Below are 20,963 nucleotides of genomic sequence, written 5' to 3' on the forward strand. Positions count from 1 at the left end.
AAAAAGACCGGATGAATTTAAGGGGGATTACCTGAAATTCAATCCGATCTTTTTTTATTTAATTACTTTACATTGTAAAGTCCTTTTGTTCCTTCTTTGAGGTTTATAATAACGCTCTTTGTCTGTGAGTATGCACTCATAATCATCTTGTGTGTTTCACGACCTATTCCCGAACGCTTGTATCCGCCGAACGGTGCACCTGCCGGAATGTCGTTGTATGTATTTACCCATACACGTCCTGTGTGTACTCCACGAGATACTTTCATTGCAGTTTGCAAGTTGGTTGTAAATACTCCGCCGCCCAAGCCGTAGTCGCTGTCATTTGCAAGTGCTATAACTTCATCTACAGTCTTGAACTTCTGTACAACTACTACCGGTCCAAATATTTCTTCCTGACATACACGTTCGCTGTTGCTTGATGCCGTCAAAATTGTCGGACGAACGAAGTAACCTTTGTCACATCCGTTTTCCATGTATCTTTCTCCACCGGTGATAAGCTTGCAGCCTTCTTCAACTCCGACTTTTACGTAGTCCAGAACTTTCTGCATTTGCCTTTCATATATAGCCGAACCCATTTCGGTACTCATATCGAGCGGACTTCCGATTTTTACTTTTTCAAATGCCGTCTTCAAGCGGGCAAGAAATTCGTCATAAATACCTTCCTGAACGAATACACGGGATCCTGCACAACATACCTGTCCCTGATTGAAGAGTATACCGATTTGTACACCTTCAACAGCCTGATCTATATCGCAGTCATCGAAAACCATGTTTGCAGATTTTCCGCCGAGTTCCAATGTTGCAGGAATAAGTTTGTCGCAAGCTGCTTTGTATACCTTGTAACCTACCTGAGTAGATCCTGTAAATGCGAGCTTGTCAAATCCGTCATGTTCCAAAATCCACTGTCCGGACTTGTTGCCTGCACCTGTAATTACATTCAATACACCCTTCGGAAGTACGTCTTTAATCAAACGTACAAGTTCGAGAAGTGACAGTGATGTGTGTGAGGACGGTTTCAAAACTACCGTATTTCCTGCCGCCAATGCCGGAGCAAGTTTCCATGCCGCCATAAGGAAGGGGAAGTTCCACGGAATAATCTGACCTACAACACCGATTGGTTCCTTTAATACAAGTGACATTGTATTGTCATCAAGCATTGTTGCAGTTCCTTCTTCTGCACGTATAACTCCTGCAAAGTAACGGAAGTGATCTGCACTCATCGGTATATCTACCGTACTTGTTTCTCTGATCGGCTTACCGTTGTCCAAAGTTTCAACCATTGCGAGATGCTTTGCGTTAGCATCGATAATATCTGCAATCTTGAGTAATAAATTCTGTCTTTCAATCGGAGATGTCTTTGACCATGAAGGTAATGCCTTGTGTGCTGCAGCTACCGCAAGATCCACGTCTTCCTTGGTAGCTTCGGCAATTTCCGCAAGCATTTCTCCCGTAGCCGGACTGTATGACTTGAACAATCCGCCGTCAGAAGCATCTTTCCATTCACCGTCAATAAACAAACCGTACTGTTTCTGAAGATTTACCTTTTCCATTGTATTCATCCTTTCAGAAAATATATTAAAAATAAAATTAAAATTTAACAAATAAACCAAAATCGCTTAACATTTTGAAGCAAACAAAGTATAGCATAAATAATTTCAATATTCAAGTATCTTGATATACTTTTTTTTTATTACTTTTTGTAATAGTATATTTAAATTACTATTTTTTTCTTAAAACTTTTATTTTTCTTATATAGCATTAAAAAACAAAGATTTTTATCTATTCTGGTTATATTAAATATAATTATTTTGGAACTATTAATAATATCAGACAGGAGTTATTATAAATATGCAATCGTTATTTAATGTGAATTATATAAATCTGCGGAGGTTTATTATGGAAAACGTTACAAAAAAATTTATTGGCGGAGTAATAATGGATGTTACTTCTCCGGAACAAGCTAAAATTGCTGAAGAAGCTGGCGCTGTTGCTGTAATGGCATTGGAAAGAGTTCCAGCGGATATTCGTAAAGCAGGCGGCGTTTCACGTATGAGTGATCCTAAAATTATCAAGGACATTATGAAAGCGGTAAAAATTCCGGTTATGGCAAAATGTCGTATAGGTCACATCGTTGAAGCAAGAGTACTTGAAGCTATCGGAATTGATTTCATTGATGAATCTGAAGTACTCTCTCCAGCCGACAACAACAACCATGTTGATAAAACAAAATTTAAAACACCATTCGTTTGCGGTGCAAGAAACTTAGGTGAAGCTTTAAGACGTATTCAAGAAGGTGCAAAAATGATACGTACTAAAGGTGAAGCTGGAACTGGTGACGTTGTGCAAGCTGTTAAGCATATGCGCACTATTCAAGAAGAAATGCGTCATGTAGCATCTCTTCGTGAAGATGAACTTTACACAGTTGCAAAGGAATATGCAGTTTCTTATGAACTTATAAAATACGTACACGATAACGGTAAATTGCCAGTAGCAAACTTCTCTGCCGGTGGTGTTGCAACTCCAGCAGATGCTGCTTTAATGGTTGAACTTGGTGCAGATGGAGTATTCGTTGGCAGCGGTATTTTTAAGTCCGGTGATCCAGAAAAACGTGCAAAAGCTATCGTTCAAGCAGTAAAACATCATGATAATCCAAAAGTAATTGCTAAAGTAAGTGAAAACTTAGGTGAAGCAATGGTAGGCATAAATGAAGATGAAATTGAAATAATCATGAGTTCTCGTTAATCGTACTCATGACCTCCAACACAAAAGAAGTCTCTAAAAAATAGAGACTTCTTTTTATTTCGTTAATTTTATTTATTTTATGACATTGTCCAACCACCATCGACTGGTAGTACCACTCCTGTTAAGTAGCTTGATTCATCACTTGCTAAGTACAATGCTGCATATGCTACGTCATTTCCTTTTCCGAATCTTTGCATCGGTATCGGATCTAAAAAGTTTTTTCTAAGTGGTTCTATATTCATTACGTCTTTTGTCATTTCCGTTTCAGATGTTCCTGGGCAAATTGCATTGCATCTCACTCCGTCTTTTGCAAAATCTACTGCTACCGCTTTTGTAAATGAAATTACTCCGCCTTTTGATGCTGCATAGCTTACCGCTTGTGGAAATCCTATGAGTCCACCTGCTGATGCTGTATTTATTATATTTCCTCTCGTTTTCTTTAGATGCGGTATCGCCGCTTTTCCCATGTAGAAAAGCGCCGTTAAGTTTACAGATATTACATCTTTCCAATCTTCATTTGACATTGTTTCTATTGTTCCGGCTCTAAATGTACCGGCATTATTGAATAGTATATCTATTTTTCCAAAATGTTCTAGTGTTTTTTCTATTATTTTTTCTGCATTTGTGTATGTTGTTACATCTGCTGGTATTACTAGTGCTTTTCCGCCTATTTCTTTTATTTCTTTTTCTACTTGTTCTAGCTTTTCTTTTGTTCTTCCTACTAGAACTACTTCTGCACCTTCTTTTGCAAATAGTTTTGCTGTCGCTTTTCCAAATCCTGAACCCGCGCCTGTGATTATTGCCACTTTGTTTTCTAGTCTCATGTTTTTCTCCTATTTAAAATAAATATTCTATTTATTTGATTATATCAATTTTACTTGTTAAATAAATATGTTTTTGCCATATAAAAAGCACAGAGTCCGGGAGGTCGCCCGACTATGTGCTTTCTACACAGTGTTTTACTACAAGGAGTATTAAATATTGTGTAATATCGCTTATGCATTTGCATATAATATTACTGGCAATTTGTTTTCCGATTTCTATGTAAATTGCCAAATCATAGAATCGGTTTTATTTTTTCTTGATGAATACGCACGTAAATGCTCCCGTAAGTACGCCGGTATTCATCAAGATTTATGCAACAAAAAAACATCCACTTAAATTCAATCCGAATTTATAGTGCATGCCTACAATCACTACTTTTCTTCTGTTTTTACCTCGATTGCCGTTTCATGCTTTTTTATATACTATCTTTTTATCGCCTTCATATTTTACTACTTTGCTACGTTTTATATTGTATAAAAAATTATCATACTTATTATTTATTGTCAATTATATTTCCCGTTTTATGAGATTGATTTTATTTATAGCATTCTCTAATTTAAATTTATAATAAATTAAAAAGAGTCTTTTGCCGATATGCCCTGTTTGTGACAAGGCATATCATGCAATAGACTCTTTTCTTTAGAACCATTCGGTGTGGAATGTACCTTTTTTATCGTTTCTTTCGTAGGTGTGTGCACCGAAGTAGTCTCTTTGTGCTTGTATAAGTGATGCACCTGATTGTGATTTTCTGTATGCATCGAAGTATTGAAGTGCCGAGCCAAGTGCCGGAACTGCAACTCCCGACAGTACTGCTGTCGATACGATGCGTCCCCAGCCTGCTCTTGATTCTTTCAACGCTTTTGCAAAGTAGTCGGTGAAAAGCAAGTTTTCTATTTCTTTTTGCTTTTCATATGCTTCGGTTACGCGATCTAAAAATCCTGCACGTATTATGCAACCGTTTCTCCATATTTTGGCAATGTTACCTAGTTTTACGTCCCAGTCGTATGTTTTACTTGCTTGCGCTATGAGATTGAATCCTTGTGCGTATGCACAAATTTTCGCTCCGTAGAGTGCATTTTCCAAATCGTCTATAATTTGTTTTTTGTCTATATCCGTTTTCGGCAAGTTTACCGTTTCGTAAATTTTTGCAAGTGCCGTTCTTTCTTCTTTGTTGCTTGACATTATTCTTGCAAATACCGCTTCGGTTATGGTAGGTGCCGCCGTACCCAATTCAAGTGCAGAAAGGCTTGTCCATTTGCCTGTACCTTTTTGCATTGCTTTGTCGAGTATGACGTCTACCATCGGTTTACCCGTTTCATCATCTTTTTTACGGAGTATTTGAGATGTGATTTCTACAAGGTATGATGAAAGTTTTCCTTTATTCCATTTTTCCCATGTGTTTGCCATTTCATCGGTTGTCATGCAAAGAATTTCTTTCATGAACATATATACGTCGGCAATCATTTGCATGTCTGCGTATTCTATTCCGTTGTGTACGGTTTTTACATAGTGTCCTGCACCGTCTTTCCCTATGTAGTCTACACAGGGTTCACCGTTTGCTTTTGCCGATATGGCTTCCAAAATCGGTTTGAGTTCGTTGTAAGCTTTGAGGTTTGCACCGGGCATGAGGCTCGGTCCGTTCAATGCTCCCTCTTCTCCGCCGGACACTCCCATTCCTACGTATTCGATACCTTTTCCTGAAAGGTATTTTTCACGTCTTTGCGTGTCTTTGTAGTAGGAGTTTCCTCCGTCTATAATTATGTCGCCTTTTTCTATGAGCGGAAGAATTTGTTCGATTGTTTTGTCGACAGCTTCTCCGGCTTTGATCATGAGAAGTATTTTACGCGGCTTTTCAAGTTTTTCCACAAGCTCTTCCAATGTTTCCGCACTTACAAGGTGAGGATTGTTTCCGAATTCTTTCATGAAGTTTTCGGTTTTTGAGTATGTACGGTTGTACACACAAGTTGTAAATCCGTTTCTTGCTGCATTACGTGCTAAATTGGCTCCCATTACCGCCAATCCGATAAGTCCGAGTTTTGCTTTTTGCGTCATTTATTATTCCTTCGTTTATTATTCTTTTACTGCTGCATTCCATGCTTCCAAAAGTCTTCCGCGATTGTCGCCGGACCACTGGAAGTCGTACTTCATTAACTTAGCATCCTTGAATTTCATTGCTTCTTCCGGCGGATTTGCATCCGGATTTGTCAAGAACTGGTAAGAGTTGTTGTGCTGTCCGATTTCCTGTGCTTTCTTTGTCAGACACCAGTCAACGAACTTCTTGGCATTTTCCATGTTCGGTGCGTTCTTTATAATTGCTACTGCGCCCAATTCGTATGCAGTTCCTTCTTCAGGTAATGAAAGTCTTACGTTTGTATTTCCTTCTTTCATCAAACGGATACCGTTGTGAATGTATGTAATTCCGATTGCAGCTTCTCCCAATGCGGCACTTCTTGCCGGAGCGGCTCCCGCCTTGGTGTACTGCTTGATTTGCTTGTTCAACTTAGCGAGGTATTCCATACCTTTTTCTTCGCCCATGTTCTGAACGATTGCAGATACGATTACGTATCCTGTGGATGCCGATCCCGGGTTACCCATTACGATTTGTCCCTTGAATTCGGGTTTCAAAAGGTCGTCCCATGATTTCGGTTCTTGAAGGTTGTGTTCATCGAAGTATCTTCCGTCAAGAATAAATCCCAAGTATCCTTGGTAAATACCGGTCCAGTATCCGTCAGCATCTTTGAACTCGGGTTTTATTTTTTCCGCATTCGGTGATTTGTATGCCTCAAGAAGTCCTTCTTTCTTTGCCATGATGAATGAGTCGGCACTTCCGCCGTACCATACATCGGCTTGAGGATTGTCTTTTTCTGCACGGATACGGCTCAATGTTTCTCCGCCGCTCATACGTACGAAGTTTACATGTATACCTGTATCTTTTTCAAATTCTTCAGCAACTACTTTTGCCGACTGTTCGACAACGCCCATATAAATGGTTACTTCTTTGCTGTTGTTTGCTTTTGCAGCTTCTTTTTCACTGCCGCAGCCTGAAAAACTCAACGCCACCGCACCTGCCAATACAGCTGCAATTGTCGTTTTCAAAAAACGATTCATACTTTTCCTCCTTTGGAAAATAGAGACTTTCGTCTAGAAAATTGAATATAGAATACTAGCTTTCAGCTATTTATTCACTGCATGCAAGGCTTCTCTGTGTATTTTAAGCCATACTTTGTCGCCGACTTCGTATATTTTCTTTCCTATAGGGTTGTACGCTTCAACTTCCAGTTCATGGTCGCCCGCTTTTACTACGTATTCCTGCAATGCTCCCATGTATGTGGATGTGATTACTTCACCTTCAATGTCTCCGCCGTCGGCAAGTTCAATCGCTTCAGGTCTTATTACTATGTCTACGGTATCGTTTACTTTTACATCGTCTGCGGAACAGTGTACCGAAAATTTGCTTCCCAGTACATCCACTTCCAATTCTTCATCACAGACTTTTTCAACTTTTGCCGGTATGAAGTTCGCATTTCCTATGAAGTCCGCCACAAACTTTGTTTTCGGATAATGGTAGATTTCACGAGGTGTACCGCATTGTTCGATTTTACCTTTATTCATTATTATTATCATGTCCGACAAGCTCATCGCTTCGGATTGGTCATGTGTTACGTATATACTTGTAATTCCTATACGTTGTTGTATTTTTCTTATTTCTTTACGCATGTAAATACGCAATTTGGCATCGAGGTTTGAAAGCGGTTCGTCAAACAACAGCATTGCCGGTTCCATTACAAGCGCACGTGCAAGTGCCACACGTTGCTGCTGCCCTCCGGATAATTGATTCGGAAATCTGTGTTCCAATCCTTTCAATCCTACGAGTTCGAGCATTCCCAATACTTTTTCTTTTATAAGTTTCTTGTCCATTTTCTTGTTGACAAGTCCGTATGCCACGTTTCCGAATACGTCATAGTGCGGAAAAAGTGCATAACTTTGAAATACCATTGATGAATCACGTTTGTCGGGTGTCATTTCATTTATTCTTTTTCCGTCCAAGAGTATTTCTCCGTCCGTTATGGTTTCAAATCCGGCAACCATACGCAGTGTAGTGGTTTTTCCGCAGCCGGAAGGTCCCAAAAGGGTTACGAATTGTCCGGCGGATATATTTACATTTATGTGATCTACGGCGAGAAATGTGCCTTTTCCTTCAGGACTTTCATATTTTTTTGTCAAGTTTTTCAATTGTATATCTACCTGTTTTGTCATGTTCTCTCCTTAAAAACTTGCCGGTTCCGTTTCCGGTGTTACTTGCTTGGAACCTAATCGGCTCAAAATCAATTGTATAACGAGTACGGCAATGTATACTATTAAAATAAGCAATGTGGAGAATGCGGATGCAACTCCGAATTGGTTGTCTTCTACCTGGTCAAGTACAAGAACCGTCAAAAGACTGTATTTTGCCGATACCAAAAATATTACCGCACTGATACTTGTCATACTTCTGATAAATGAGTAAACAAGTCCGCTGAAGAATGCACTCTTTATCAACGGAAGTGTGACGGTTGTAAATACACGTGTGGAGTTACTTCCCAAGTCCGCTGCCGCTTCTTCTATGCTCGGATCTATTTGCTGAAGGCTGGATACTCCGGCACGTATACCGATAGGAAGCGATCTTACTACAAATGCTGCTATCAAAATTGCAGCAGTACCTGTAAGCTGCAACGGTTCTTCATTGAATGTCAGTATATATCCTATACCGATAACTGTACCCGGTACGGCAATACTCAAAAGTGATGCGAAGTTTATGAACATTCGCCCGATAAATTTTTTACGTACTACAAGGTATGCAACTATCATTCCTAAAATACCTGCAATAGGTGTTGCGACAATTGCAAGCCATGTCGTATCTTGGAACGCACTCTTACCTACACTCAACGCATACTTGTAATGGTTTAAAGTAAATGAATAATCCACTCCCCACATTTTTACAAACGATGCGACCGGTATAAGTACGTATATGGCTATAACGATTGCCGATACCAAGAAACAAAATCCGGCTATCGGGTACACTACGTGAGGATCTGAAATCATTGTACGTTCACGTGATGCTTTACCCGTAACGGTTACATATGTTTTCTTTTCAATCCAATACTTGGATAAAACGAAGAGTACCATTGCAATATCCAAAAGCATTACCGCAACCGCCGCTCCGCCTTGTACGTCATAGCTTCCGATGGTCTGCAAGTAAACTTGTGTCGCCAATGTCGAGAAGTTTCCGCCGATTGCCATAGGGTTTGCAAAGTCGGCGATGGATTTTATAAATACAAGCAAAAACGCATTTGCAATACCGGGACTTACAAGAGGTACGGTAACCGTTTTGAATGTACGCCACTTGGAAGAACCCAAATCTCTTGCGGCATCTTCAATTGACGAGTCTATTGAACGAAGCATACCGGCAAGAAGAAGAAATGCTATCGGGAAGAATGAAATGGTCTGTACGAATATCAAACCTTTCAATCCGTAAATGTTCGTATTGCTCCAACCTAAAAGATTGTATGTAATAAGTCCACGACTTCCGAAAAGCATTATAATCGACAATGCAACCGAAAACGGCGGTGATACCATCGGCATCATCGCTATCAAACTGAAAAGTCTTTTACCGCCCATTTTCAGATGCGATGTGCAATATGCAAAAAGAAATCCTATTGCAGTTGCAAGCACGCTTACTATTACTGCAAGAAACAGAGTATTTATGAGAGCGGTATATGTCGCACTCATTGTAAAAATATTCTTGTATGCGGTAATAGATACATTTCCGCTTGTATCTACAAAACTTTGTTTTACCACTTCAAGAAGCGGCCAAACTACAAATACACACAGTCCTATAATAACCGCTACAGTTACTATGGCTATCACAGGATCGCGAAATGTATTTTTCGTGATTTTTATTTGATTTGACAAATAAGATGAAACGCGATTCAAAAGAAAACCCCCTAAAACATTTATCTAACATTTTTACCATAAATCTCTCTTACTTTTAACTTTACAATTATACCATTAAAAGGTTAATAAGTATACCATATCTATTAAATTGAATAATTGTCACAAAGCACATTAAATTATACTTTTTTTTACTTGTAAATATCATTCAGGATAATAAAAAGGGACTTTTTTATCGTATTTTTTGCTTTGTTTTCAGAAACTTTCAAGGTTGTTTTATTTTGTGTATCGTGAAAATTTCCGGATAAAAAACATAAGTATACACTTATTCATCAATTGTCGACTTAAAATGGTTATTTTGATATTTAAAACGGGTTTCATTTGTTATAAAACTTTTTTCTATACACTTATATTTTTGTTTTCAAATATGCTGTCAATCATTTCACTTTATATTTTATTTCATAAAAATACCCTCTCTACCGATTTATTCGGTAAAGAGGGGTATTTATTCGCTGTCTTCTTGCGAGCCTTTTCCCGCTATTTTATCAAGAAGTTTTTCTCCGGCTCGTTTTACATTTAACTTTGCTTTATCTACCGTTTGTTGCAATTTTTGTTTTTTATCTTTTTCTTCTTTCTCTTTCTTTTCTTTTTCGTCCTTTTCCTTTTGCGACATGTATTGAGTCTGCTGTCTTATATTGTCGGAGATTTCAAATCCTTTTGAAGGATAAATTCCTTCCGCAACTCTCATGTAATCTTTCCAGATAACCGCCGGTACGGTTCCTCCCGTATATCCCGCATTTGTCGATGTGTCGTCACCTATCCATACGACCGTTGAAAGATGGGGAGTGTATCCTGCAAACCATGCATCGTGTTCATCGTCCGTTGTACCTGTTTTTCCTGCAGCCGCTCCTCCGATGTATGCACCGCCGCCGGTACCTTTCGTTATTACCTGTTCGAGCATGCTTGTGAGTTTGTCCGCAGTTGTTTGGTCAAGTATATGTTTTCCTTGCGGTTTTTCGGAGTGATCTTCAAGTGTATTTCCGTTTTTGTCTACAACTTTTATAATCGCTCTCGGTTCTACAAGTACACCGTCATTTGCAAATACGCTGTATGCCTTTGCCATGTCGATTACCGAAACACCGTTTGTAAGTCCGCCGATGGATGCTGCAAGGTTGTTGTCCGAGTATTTTCCGTCTTTTACAAGTGTGGATATTCCGCACGATTCTGCAAGTTTCAGAATTTTACTCATTCCGACTTTATTTGCAAGGTCGATTGTAGGTACGTTCATCGAGTGTACAAGGGCTTCTATCATGCTGACTTTTCCGCCGTATGTTCCGCCGTAATTCTTCGGTACCCATCCGCCGGCATATTCTTTCTTTTCGTTGCTGAGTGTAGTTGACGGACTTAATCCGCTGTCCAATGCCGCAGCATATACGAAAGGTTTGAATGCCGATCCCGGTTGACGTATCATCTGCACCGCACGGTTGAAGTGGTCTTCGCCTCTTCCGCCTACCATCGCTTTTACGTATCCTGTACCTACTTCCAGTGAGAGTAATGCCGCCTGAGGCTGACTTACTCCATTTTTGTCTTTTGCTCCCGGAGGCAAATCATTTCTTACTGCCGATTCTGCAGCTTCCTGCATATCCAAATCAAGCGTTGTGTAAATCTGAAGTCCTTCTTTGTAAATCGCTTCGGAATCGTACTTGTCGCTTATTTCCTGAATTACATAATTTACGAAGTAAGGCGCTTTATTTACATCACTCTTTACTTTGGAAGGTTTCATGAGTCCTACATCCGCAACTTTTGCAGCTTCTGCCTGTTCTTCGGTAATGTATCCGTACTTCGCCATTTGATCAAGTACTACCGCCTGTCTTGACTTCGCCGCTTCAAGACTTCTGAACGGAGAATAGTAATTCGGACTGTTGGGCAATCCTGCAAGCATCGCACATTGTGCAAGAGTCAAATCTTTCGAATCTTTGCCGAAGTATACTTTCGATGCGGTCTCTATACCGTAGCAACCTTGTCCGAAATATATTTGATTCATGTACATTTCAAGTATTTTCTGTTTGTCATACTTGCTTTCTATTTCAAATGCAAGGAACACTTCCAATATTTTTCTCTTAATTGTTTGTTCCTGACTTAAAAACGCATTTCTTGCAAGCTGCTGAGTTATCGTACTTCCGCCCTGTCCCGTCGCTTGACCATGTATGATATTGCTGAAAAGCGCTCTCAATATTCCCCTGGGATCTATTCCGTGATGTTCATAAAATCTCACGTCTTCAGCGGCAATAAACGCATTTTGCAAATTTTCCGGTACTTCCGTAATAGGTACCGGTATACGGTTTTCCTCGGCATGTACGGTTGCAATCAATCTGCCTTTTACATCATATATTCTTGAGGAAATATTCGGTGTCATATTCGATTCGACATCAGGCAATCCTCTTAGTGAAAATGCAAGTCCGGCACCTATACCTGCCAATGCAATTATGCAAACTATTATAATTACTTTTAAAAATTTGCCGAATACCGACTTTTTTTTGTTTCGGTTTCTGTGAATTTCCGAATTTTTCATGTTTATTTCGCACCTCTATGATAAAGACTTAAAGTCCATTACGCAGTTTAGCTTATTATATCATATTTTTTGAATTTATATACATTAGTGTTTTACTTTATATACGTTAATATTTTACTTTATGTGCATTGATATTTTATTTTGTATACGTTCGTACTTCACTTTGTATAATTCATATTTTACGCATGAAAAAAACTTCCGCAAGTTTCTCTCACGGAAGTTTTTCGTTTTATAATCCCATTTCTTTAAGCACTCTTGAACATCTTGCGCATACTGTCGGGTGTTTTTCGTCATTTCCTACACTCGGCAAATGTTTCCAACATCTTTCGCATTTTTCACGTGTTGAAATTTTTACGTCGACTTTGAGTTCTTCGTCATCGCTCTTTTCTACTTTTATTGTAGAAACGATACAGAAATCCGCAAGTTCTTTTTCCATTTCAACAAGTGTATCGTATGCTTCGCCTTTTGCATATACCGTTACATCTGCATCCAAGGAATGTCCTATTTCTTTCAATTTACGTTTTTCTTCCAACGCTTTGGTGATTTCGCCTCTAAGTGCAAGACGTTTGTTCCATTTTTCTTCAAGTTTTTCATCAAGGTATTCAGGTTTTGCTTCAGGCCAGTTTTCAAGATGCACACTCTTCTCATCTTTTGAGGTGTGTTTCATTGCCTGCCATACTTCTTCGGTCGTGAATGCCAATACCGGTGCCATGAGTTTTGTAAGTGTTACGAGTATTTCATGAATTGCAGTCTGTGCACTTCTTCTTTCTTTTGAATTCGGTACTTCTTCATAAAGTTTGTCTTTCAATATATCGAGATAAATTGCCGACATATCTACCGTACAGAAGTTATGTATTACGTGGTACATTACATGGAATTCATAATTTTTATATGCTTTCGTCACTTGATCACGCACTTGTTCCAAGCGGAGCAATGCCCATTTGTCGATTTCTTCCATTTCATTGTACGGAATTGCATCTTTTTCTACATCGAAGTCGTAGAGATTGCTCAAAAGGTATCTGTATGTGTTTCTGATTTTACGATATACATCGCTCATCTGCTTGATAATTTTGTCCGAGAGTCGTACATCGCCTTGGTAGTCGGAGCTTGCAATCCAAAGTCTCATTACGTCCGCACCGTATCTGTTTATGATTGTCTGAGGTGCAACTACGTTACCTACGGATTTACTCATCTTTCTGCCTTCACCGTCTACGGTAAATCCGTGTGTGAGTAATGCTTTGTAAGGAGCTTTTCCGTTTACGGCAACAGAGGTGAGAAGTGAGCTTTGGAACCAACCGCGGTGCTGATCGCTTCCTTCAAGGTACAAATCACAGGGGAATGACATGCCTTTCCACTCTTCACGAGGTTGTTTTACAACTCCGTTCCATGTGGAACCCGAGTCGAACCATACGTCCATGATGTCCGTTTCTTTTCTGAAATTGGATTTACCGCTGTATGGAGATTTGAAACCTTCCGGAAGAAGTTCTTTTGCACTGTGTGTCCACCATGCATCGGAACCCTCCTTTTCAATCCATGCTTTTACGGATGCTATAGTTTCATCGGTAATAATCGGTTTACCCGTATCTTCACAATAGAATACCGGAATCGGCACACCCCATGAACGTTGACGTGAAATACACCAGTCTTGTCTGTCACGTACCATGTTGTACAATCTGTCATGTCCCCATGAAGGAATAAATTTCGTATCGTTTACCACCTTGAGTGCTGCATCTCTGTAATCGTTGATTGATGCAAACCACTGCTCCGTCGCTCTGTAAATTACAGGATTTTTGCAACGCCAGCAATGCGGATATTGGTGACGCATGGATTTCTTGCCCAAAAGACGTCCCGCATGTGCAAGAAGTGAAATTTCCTTGCCCTGTGCATCCCAAACAAGCAGCCCTTCAAGCTCTTCTCCGGCTTCTTTTGTCATTCTTCCTTTTGCATCTACCGGACAAATTACTTCAGCATCAATTTTTCCGGCATGTACATACTTCAAATGTATATTGAAGTCGTCACTACCATGTCCCGGTGCTGTATGTACACAACCTGTACCGGCATCCAAAGTTACGTGATCGCCTTCAAGCACATGTACTACTCTGTCGGTAACAAGAGGATGAGAAAATTCTATCATCTCGAGTTCTTCACCCTTCATCACACGACCGGCAAATTCATAATTTTCAACTTTGCATTCTTCGAGCGCTTTCGGTGCAAGTTCCTTACTCATAAGGTAGTATTCATCGGCATCTTTATTATGTACCCATACATAATCGAACTTGGGATTTACACAAATGTGCTGGTTTGCCGGAATTGTCCAAGGTGTGGTTGTCCAAATAACCGCAAAAGCTTTTTCCTTTGAAACGCCTTCCGGTAAAAGATTTTTCACATCACGTACCGGAAATTTTACATAAATACTCGGAGACTTGCTTTCCTTATATTCAATTTCAGCTTCGGCAAGAGCGGTTTCACAATTTGCACACCAATAAACGGTTTTCTTACCCTTGTAAATATAACCGCGCTTTGCCATTTCTCCGAAAACTTCAATCTGTCTTGCTTCCAAATGCTTGTCATAAGTTACATAAGGATTATTCCAATCACCGATTACACCCATACGGATAAAATCTTCTTTTTGAATTGCAATCCACTTCTTTGCATACTCAAGACATTTTCTGCGTAATTCAATCGGAGTCATATTTGCACGATCTTCGCCCGATTCCTTCAAAACCGCATATTCAATCGGAAGTCCATGAGTATCCCAACCGGGAACGAAATTTACATTGTTCCCTTCCATGAACTTGTAACGAACGATAATATCCTTCAAAGTTTTATTCAACGCATGACCTATGTGAATTTTGCCGTTTGCATACGGAGGTCCGTCATGAAGAACAAACAACGGTGCATTTTCACTACTTCTTTTTTCAATTCTTTTTTCATACAAATTGTTTTCTTGCCAAAACTTTACAAACTCCGGTTCCCTTTTAGGCAAATTGCCGCGCATAGGAAATTCTGTCTGCGGCAATTGCAGTGTTTTACCATAATCCATTCTTTACCTCCTAATAAAAAAATCCCGCCCGATAAGGGGCGAGAATATTCCCGTGGTACCACCCTAATGACAAAATGCCACTCGGAACACGTAACGTGTGCAACGTCGGAGCATTTCCTCTCCGCGGCTCAAAAGTGATTTATTTGTCGTATTGCCGTCCCTTTTCACCAAACGGAACTCTCTTTTGACAAAATATCGACAAAACGTCTTTCTCAACGCCTTTAATAAATATTTCCTATAATATACAAATATCAACGCAAAATGTCAAGAAATTTATACCGCTTTTTTTCTTCTGTCGGTTATAAAGAACAATATTCCTCCTAAAAAGAAGGCAAATGCCGTAAGCCAGAATACGGATGCATAGCCCATGTACATTGCAAGCACACCGCTGGTAGCAGGACCGGCAACGTTTCCTAGCATGGAAATACTTGCAACCACGCCGAACACTATCGAACGCTTTTCGGGCGGTACGGATTTTGCGATAAGTGTATTTGTAATCGGCATGATTATGCCTATACCCAAGCCGGTAACTACACGAAATGCACCCAATCCCCATACGGTAGTCATAAGGTATTGGAATATGAAAGTAAATCCTACGAAAATTGTAGAAACAAACAAAACTTTTTTCATATCAAATCTTTGTGTAATCGTTCCGGCGGACAAAGACGCAAGTGCATCCGCTCCACCGGAAAGGAATATAAGAAATCCTACCAATGAAGCAATGGCGGTAGCTTCACCGCCCACCATCTTCTCGAGATACAAAGGAAATATAGGTCCCATACCGGTAATACCGAAATTACACAAAAATTGTATCGCCGCCAAAACACGAAATTCAGGAATTTTTATGAAGTAAGCAATTTGTGAAAACATTGAACTGCCGTCTTCTTTTTCATCGGACGTTTTATTAACTTCCGGCAAAAAGAACTTCGTTGCCAAAGCGCAAAGCACAAGCAATAATGCAAAAAACAAAAACGGTGCACGATATCCGAATATGTCGGCTACAATACCGCCCGCAAGCGGTCCGAGCATCGTACCGGCAACAAGTGCCGCTTGGAAAAATCCCATAGCCCAAGAAGTTTTTTCCTCGGGTGTTATTTCAGTAACGATAGAAAGTCCTATCGGTATGAAACCACCCGCCAACCCCTGAGCCGTACGCAAAACAAGCAGCTGCCAGGGTGAATTTGTAAATGAACACAAAATCGCCGAAACGGCAACCACAAGCAAAATCATTACCATAACCGGTTTGGCTCCGCGCTTTTTGGCTTCAAGCGACCAAAACGGTGAACTTATAGCTAAAGTAAGCGGTGTAACTGCTGTAAGAATACCCGACCAAAATGCCGCCTCACCGCTGTCAGTTATACCTATCTGACTTAAAAAAAGCGGTAAAAATGCCATTACACCGATAATGGCCATTCCGGCACCGATCTGTATTGCGGATACAACATACACCGCAGATTTCCAATTTTTCATCTTATACCTCCTCGCACATTTATATAGACCCTTTTAAATATATACATTTATCAAAAGAAAAAAGAAACCTTCCATAAGGAAGGGTTTCTTTGTTTACTTCAACGAGATGACGATATGTCTGTATCGTCCTTCTCCCTCACTTTCAGTAGTAACTTCATTGTCGTTTTGAAGTGCCAAGTGAATTATTCTTCTTTCGGCCGCATTCATCGGCTCAAGCTTTACAGCTTCACCGGTGCGCTTTGCCTTCTCCGCCAATCTTCTTGCCAAAGATTCCAATGTACGGCAACGTCTTTCCCTGTAATTCTCCACATCGAGCATTACAAAGTAATGATTGAAATACTTCTTTCCTGCAGCAAGATTTGTAAGATACTGCAAAGCGTCCAATGTCTGTCCGTGTTTTCCTATCAAAATACCCAGACCTTCACCATGAAGATTGAACAATATACGTTCACTGTTTATCATCTTCTCCATAGTTACATCAATATTCATACCTTTGAAAACGTTTGTCAAAAATTCTTTTGCAATTTCCGCCGTTTCAGCCTGTTCTTCTTCTGAAAAGACAAACTCACGCTTTTTCTCTTCCTTTGCGCAAACCTCTTCACCTTTTGCATCTTCAAGTGCATCTTTTTGAACTTCAACGGGTTCAACTTCGGAAATCACTTCTTCAACTTGAGAAGACGTTTCATCCGAAACATCGGCTTTCGAATCCTCGGTATCGGAAAATACCGTATCCTTTGCCGAAACTTCATCCGTTTCAACTTCAACGGGTTTTGACAAACTTTCGATAGAGTCAGGAGCCGAAACTTCCACTATTGCGGGTTTTTTATTAAGCAATCCGAACAATCCGCTTGAAGGTTCTTCGACAACATTTACAATTGCCTCACAACGATCTACCCCTAATTCTTCAAGACCTTTTGCTATAGCTTCATCAATCGTTTTTCCTTCTGCTCTTACCGTTCTCATTTATTTTCCGCCTCCTCGGAGGAACCTACCTTGTCGGACTTTACGGAATCCGACTTCTTCAAAACTTTCTTACGGATAACCTTGCGAACAACTTTATTTCCGTTTTGAGGAGTTGCAACATTCTTCACATTTTTGTTATTTCCCCAAAACATTATTGTCTGCTGAATACCCTGGAACAAGTTACTTACAATCCAATAAATAACAAGACCGCTCGGAAATTTTACCGAAATATAACCGATCATAAGCGGCATAACCATCATCATCATTTTCTGCTGACCGGCTACATTTGCACCGCTCGTCTGTTTTGAAATAATCCAAGTAGAAACTGCGGAAATAACCGGAAGAACATATGTCGGATCCGGTACAGCCAAACTCTCCAACCACAAGAAACTTACATGATTGGGATCATAAGGAAATCCCTGCAACGCATAAAATATTGCGATAAGAAAAGGCATCTGTATCAAAAGCGGTAAGCAACCGGACAAAGGCGACACACCTTTTTCCGCATACAAACGCTGTATTTCCTGAGACTGACGCATCTTGTCATTCTTATACTTTTTCTGAATTGCGGCAAGCTGAGGTTGAACTTCCTGCATCCCCTTCATCGACTTGATTTGCTTTATAGCAAGAGGAAGAAGAATAACCTTGATAATAACGGTAAGCGCAATTATCGCAATACCGTAACTGGGATATCCTAAATCCTGAGTAATGCCGTAGCAAAACTGCAAGCAAAACCTCATAATTTCCGCCAAATATCCCACCAGTGTACTCAACACCGGAATTTGAAAATCAGCCATCTTTTACTCCTTATACGGTCTTGATTTCAACCGTTTAATCATTCTGTCGTCTGAATTTCATCGACAAAACGCAAATTAACGTATTGCAAATGCAAAAAAGCAGCCATTCACGGTACCGGATCATAACCACCCCTATGAAAAGGGTGACACTTGCATATCCGCTTAACTGCTAAGTAGCTGCCTTTAAGGGCTCCATATTTTTTTACGGCCTCAAACGCATACTCACTGCAAGTAGGAACAAAACGACAACAAGGACCCTTCAAAGGAGAAACAAAGAAACGATACCCCTTAATCAATCCTATAAAAATTGTCCTCATACCTGCTCCAAAAGTCCGGCCTTATGCCATAAAGAGAGAATAGCCTCTTCCGCTTCCTCATAAGTTGCCCTCGTAAGGAAAGCATTAGCCAGCATAATCGCATCATGTCCGCTCTTAAGCTCATGGCGATGTAAACGATATACTTCCTTCATCAATCTTTTCGCACGATTTCTCATAACCGCCGTACCGATTTTCTTTGTCGCTACAAAACCGATACGCACACCGCTACGCCTTACATTAAAGACATACATAAGTGCTGAACGATTACTGAACCGCCGCCCTCGGGAATAAATTCTGCGAAACTCCTTACTTCGGCGAACACGATAAGAACGATGCAACGAAAAATCCGGTTTAAAATCTTTCATAGCCGGATTAAGCACTCAATACCTTTCTGCCTTTTGCTCTTCTTCTCTTCAATACGATACGACCTGCACGAGTCTTCATACGCGCACGGAATCCGTGAGTCTTCTTACGCCAGTGATTATTAGGCTGAAATGTTCTCTTTGTCATGTTTACACCTCCTCACAATGACATGGCAGTGCTTACCACACATACCATAACGAATTAATTATAGCTAAAGTCATCGTCCATGTCAAACAAAAACATGCTTTTCAAATACAAAATCAACGTCTCTTTTTACGTAAGCGGGAAGCCTTCATAATATACTGACGGCGATTAAGCTCGACAGCCTTCTTTGCCAAACGCTCATACTCTTTTTTCTGCTCCATGCGCTTCTTATAAAACTTGCGGAAATATATCGCCCCTGCAATACATATAACGACAAGTACGGCGACAAGCACATTTATCCAAATCGAACCGAACATATAAATCTCCTTTAAACATATTAAATATCATAATGTTGCTTGTATTTATCGTTGTTTTAATATTTTCCGTGTAACTCATTATATTTATATATACAACGACATCATACCGTCTATTTTACATTGTTTTCAATTTATTTGCACTACCGCTTTTTATTATTTTACATATTATATCGATATAAAAACGTAATTTTTAAAATATACCTGTGCCTCATGCGTTTTCTTGCAGCGTGCCTTTACCGTTTTATACCGCAAAAATTATGTTCGATTAGCCTTTTACCTGTACTTCCGATGTTATTAATTTATTTTCATACAACCTTACGATATTATCAAAACTGCCGTCAAGATCGTCTTTGTTCCGTTTGTGCTTTTAAGATTTCTTTCGCTTTTGTATGTAGCAGTCCGCTCCTAATTGTGTTTTCCACGTATTACCTGCTTGTTCTATTTCGCTTTTCTTGATGTCTCCTGTGTTTGTAAGTGTTTCTTTTTCGGTTTTGCTTGTTGTTTTTATGTTTTCATAGAGTTGTTCTATGTTTGCTTTTATGTTTTCAATGTTTTCTTTATATGTTTGATATTGTCCTGTAAGGTTTTGTTTATGTGTGTCACAAAGGTTATTTATTGCTTTTTGTTGTTCTTCGCTTGTTTTAGTGAGTGCTTTTAATAAGCCTTCTTTGTTTTCTTTTGCCCAATGGAGTGTCAACACGTCTTGGTCTTCTTTCGGGTCTTGTATGTTTTTTATTCTCGAGTATCTTCCATCCCACGTGTTGTCTCTTTCACTTCTTGCCATTCCTCCGTCTTGTACTTTGTCAAATGTTTCTTCTGCAAGGTGAAGGAGTTGTATTTCTTGGAGTGAGAGGTCTTTTGCTTTGAGTACTGGCCATGTGACAAGGGGTTCGGTTGTTGTTTTTCGATAGATTTCTATGATGTCCGTGGGGGCTGTTTTGAGGGTTACTTGTTTATTGTGTACCGTATAGTCTTTCCCTTGTACAAGATGGTTTCTTTTTTGTGAGCTTACAACCGTTATTTTGATGAATGCTTTTCTGAGGTAGTCAAATGGAAAATTATATGTTTTCTGCCTTTATAGGTTATTTGTGCTTTTCTTTCTCCAATCATTTATATTCCTTTCATGTAAAAATAAAAGAGAAGTAGAGTTTTTGTTTCTCTACCTCTCTATATCTTTGTTATTTTACTTGCTTTTCTTGGTAATTAAACAGTTTATACAAACAATAACCAATAAATACCTAATATAAAGGGAATAAAAAATATAGAAACTTTAATTCTTTCAATCATCTTGTCTTTAAAGCTTTCTTTTTTCATATCTTTTCCTCCTTTATTTACCCGGTATGCTGTCTATTGCCGTTGTTTTGTTTCTTGTGTATGTTTTACGTGTTGGTTCTTTCTTCTTTTTCTTTTGCTGCCGTGGTTATTTCATGGGTATTTCATCTGTATTATTATACCTTGCATTGTATGAGTTATCAATTT

16 protein-coding genes and 2 pseudogenes are annotated in these 20,963 nt (G+C 39.5%); 1 reads left to right on the plus strand and 17 read right to left on the minus strand.

Annotated features, from left to right (window positions below; genetic code table 11):
* Positions 1-62: 62 nt before the first annotated feature.
* Positions 63-1,550, minus strand: coding sequence for an aldehyde dehydrogenase family protein (locus HMPREF9083_RS02780; RefSeq protein ID WP_035062614.1), 1,488 nt, complete (start codon positions 1,548-1,550; stop codon positions 63-65).
* Between the two features lie 346 nt (positions 1,551-1,896).
* Between HMPREF9083_RS02780 and pdxS the strand changes: the two genes are divergently transcribed.
* Positions 1,897-2,742 (plus strand): pyridoxal 5'-phosphate synthase lyase subunit PdxS, encoded by an 846-nt coding sequence (gene pdxS / locus HMPREF9083_RS02785; protein ID WP_007555866.1) that lies wholly within the window; start codon positions 1,897-1,899, stop codon positions 2,740-2,742.
* Between the two features lie 77 nt (positions 2,743-2,819).
* Here the strand turns inward: pdxS and budC are convergent, their stop codons facing one another.
* The 16 genes and pseudogenes from budC to HMPREF9083_RS06835 form a co-directional block, all read right to left on the minus strand.
* Positions 2,820-3,566, minus strand: a complete 747-nt coding sequence (gene budC, locus HMPREF9083_RS02790) for a meso-2,3-butanediol dehydrogenase (RefSeq protein ID WP_007555867.1) — start codon at positions 3,564-3,566, stop codon at positions 2,820-2,822.
* A gap of 640 nt (positions 3,567-4,206) precedes the next feature.
* Positions 4,207-5,619 carry an NADP-dependent phosphogluconate dehydrogenase gene (gene gndA / locus HMPREF9083_RS02800; RefSeq protein ID WP_007555869.1) on the minus strand — a complete coding sequence of 471 codons (1,413 nt, stop codon included), beginning with the start codon at positions 5,617-5,619 and terminating at the stop codon, positions 4,207-4,209.
* A gap of 18 nt (positions 5,620-5,637) precedes the next feature.
* The gene (locus HMPREF9083_RS02805) at positions 5,638-6,675 is read right to left on the minus strand and encodes an ABC transporter substrate-binding protein (protein WP_007553719.1); all 1,038 of its coding nucleotides are present in this window, start codon (positions 6,673-6,675) and stop codon (positions 5,638-5,640) included.
* Positions 6,676-6,741: 66 nt separating this feature from the next.
* Positions 6,742-7,824, minus strand: a complete 1,083-nt coding sequence (locus tag HMPREF9083_RS02810) for an ABC transporter ATP-binding protein (RefSeq protein WP_007555870.1) — start codon at positions 7,822-7,824, stop codon at positions 6,742-6,744.
* Between the two features lie 9 nt (positions 7,825-7,833).
* On the minus strand, positions 7,834-9,540 hold the full coding sequence (locus HMPREF9083_RS02815; RefSeq protein ID WP_007555871.1) for an ABC transporter permease: 1,707 nt from the start codon (positions 9,538-9,540) through the stop codon (positions 7,834-7,836).
* Between the two features lie 463 nt (positions 9,541-10,003).
* Complete coding sequence (locus HMPREF9083_RS02820) at positions 10,004-12,070, minus strand: transglycosylase domain-containing protein (RefSeq protein WP_007555872.1); 2,067 nt, start codon at positions 12,068-12,070, stop codon at positions 10,004-10,006.
* A 229-nt stretch (positions 12,071-12,299) separates the two neighbouring features.
* Positions 12,300-15,113 carry an isoleucine--tRNA ligase gene (gene ileS, locus HMPREF9083_RS02825; protein WP_007555873.1) on the minus strand — a complete coding sequence of 938 codons (2,814 nt, stop codon included), beginning with the start codon at positions 15,111-15,113 and terminating at the stop codon, positions 12,300-12,302.
* A gap of 273 nt (positions 15,114-15,386) precedes the next feature.
* The gene (locus HMPREF9083_RS02830; protein ID WP_007555874.1) at positions 15,387-16,583 is read right to left on the minus strand and encodes an MFS transporter; all 1,197 of its coding nucleotides are present in this window, start codon (positions 16,581-16,583) and stop codon (positions 15,387-15,389) included.
* 93 nt (positions 16,584-16,676) lie between these two features.
* Positions 16,677-17,546, minus strand: a complete 870-nt coding sequence (gene jag, locus HMPREF9083_RS02835; protein ID WP_007555875.1) for an RNA-binding cell elongation regulator Jag/EloR — start codon at positions 17,544-17,546, stop codon at positions 16,677-16,679.
* A 128-nt stretch (positions 17,547-17,674) separates the two neighbouring features.
* Positions 17,675-18,343, minus strand: a pseudogene (locus HMPREF9083_RS02840) (YidC/Oxa1 family membrane protein insertase); the annotation flags it as partial.
* A 107-nt stretch (positions 18,344-18,450) separates the two neighbouring features.
* Positions 18,451-18,660, minus strand: a complete 210-nt coding sequence (gene yidD, locus HMPREF9083_RS02845) for a membrane protein insertion efficiency factor YidD (RefSeq protein WP_035062616.1) — start codon at positions 18,658-18,660, stop codon at positions 18,451-18,453.
* Positions 18,657-19,040 (minus strand): ribonuclease P protein component, encoded by a 384-nt coding sequence (rnpA, locus tag HMPREF9083_RS02850; protein WP_155800580.1) that lies wholly within the window; start codon positions 19,038-19,040, stop codon positions 18,657-18,659. Before rnpA ends, yidD begins: the two co-directional genes overlap by 4 nt.
* Complete coding sequence (gene rpmH / locus HMPREF9083_RS02855) at positions 19,033-19,170, minus strand: 50S ribosomal protein L34 (RefSeq protein ID WP_007553759.1); 138 nt, start codon at positions 19,168-19,170, stop codon at positions 19,033-19,035. The genes rnpA and rpmH overlap by 8 nt, the downstream gene beginning before the upstream one ends.
* A gap of 113 nt (positions 19,171-19,283) precedes the next feature.
* A complete protein-coding gene (locus HMPREF9083_RS02860) occupies positions 19,284-19,484 on the minus strand; it encodes a hypothetical protein (RefSeq protein ID WP_007555880.1) in 201 nt (66 codons plus the stop codon).
* Positions 19,485-19,851: 367 nt separating this feature from the next.
* Positions 19,852-20,268, minus strand: a complete 417-nt coding sequence (locus HMPREF9083_RS06830) for a hypothetical protein (protein ID WP_007555881.1) — start codon at positions 20,266-20,268, stop codon at positions 19,852-19,854.
* 15 nt (positions 20,269-20,283) lie between these two features.
* Positions 20,284-20,541, minus strand: a pseudogene (locus tag HMPREF9083_RS06835) (phage tail fiber domain-containing protein); the annotation flags it as partial.
* Positions 20,542-20,963: the final 422 nt, after the last annotated feature.

It is taken from the genome of Dialister micraerophilus DSM 19965, from assembly GCF_000194985.1.
In the GTDB taxonomy this organism is placed as follows: Bacteria; Bacillota; Negativicutes; order Veillonellales; family Dialisteraceae; genus Dialister; species Dialister micraerophilus.

What these genes read in the sequence shown, in the direction of transcription:
- HMPREF9083_RS02780 (WP_035062614.1), bottom strand. Translation starts at nt 1,550, where the DNA reads ATGGAAAAGGTAAATCTTCAGAAACAGTACGGTTTGTTTATTGACGGT.
- pdxS (WP_007555866.1), top strand. Translation starts at nt 1,897, where the DNA reads ATGGAAAACGTTACAAAAAAATTTATTGGCGGAGTAATAATGGATGTT.
- budC (WP_007555867.1), bottom strand. Translation starts at nt 3,566, where the DNA reads ATGAGACTAGAAAACAAAGTGGCAATAATCACAGGCGCGGGTTCAGGA.
- gndA (WP_007555869.1), bottom strand. Translation starts at nt 5,619, where the DNA reads ATGACGCAAAAAGCAAAACTCGGACTTATCGGATTGGCGGTAATGGGA.
- HMPREF9083_RS02805 (WP_007553719.1), bottom strand. Translation starts at nt 6,675, where the DNA reads ATGAATCGTTTTTTGAAAACGACAATTGCAGCTGTATTGGCAGGTGCG.
- HMPREF9083_RS02810 (WP_007555870.1), bottom strand. Translation starts at nt 7,824, where the DNA reads ATGACAAAACAGGTAGATATACAATTGAAAAACTTGACAAAAAAATAT.
- HMPREF9083_RS02820 (WP_007555872.1), bottom strand. Translation starts at nt 12,070, where the DNA reads ATGAAAAATTCGGAAATTCACAGAAACCGAAACAAAAAAAAGTCGGTA.
- ileS (WP_007555873.1), bottom strand. Translation starts at nt 15,113, where the DNA reads ATGGATTATGGTAAAACACTGCAATTGCCGCAGACAGAATTTCCTATG.
- HMPREF9083_RS02830 (WP_007555874.1), bottom strand. Translation starts at nt 16,583, where the DNA reads ATGAAAAATTGGAAATCTGCGGTGTATGTTGTATCCGCAATACAGATC.
- jag (WP_007555875.1), bottom strand. Translation starts at nt 17,546, where the DNA reads ATGAGAACGGTAAGAGCAGAAGGAAAAACGATTGATGAAGCTATAGCA.
- yidD (WP_035062616.1), bottom strand. Translation starts at nt 18,660, where the DNA reads ATGAGGACAATTTTTATAGGATTGATTAAGGGGTATCGTTTCTTTGTT.
- rpmH (WP_007553759.1), bottom strand. Translation starts at nt 19,170, where the DNA reads ATGACAAAGAGAACATTTCAGCCTAATAATCACTGGCGTAAGAAGACT.
- HMPREF9083_RS02860 (WP_007555880.1), bottom strand. Translation starts at nt 19,484, where the DNA reads ATGTTCGGTTCGATTTGGATAAATGTGCTTGTCGCCGTACTTGTCGTT.
- HMPREF9083_RS06830 (WP_007555881.1), bottom strand. Translation starts at nt 20,268, where the DNA reads ATGGCAAGAAGTGAAAGAGACAACACGTGGGATGGAAGATACTCGAGA.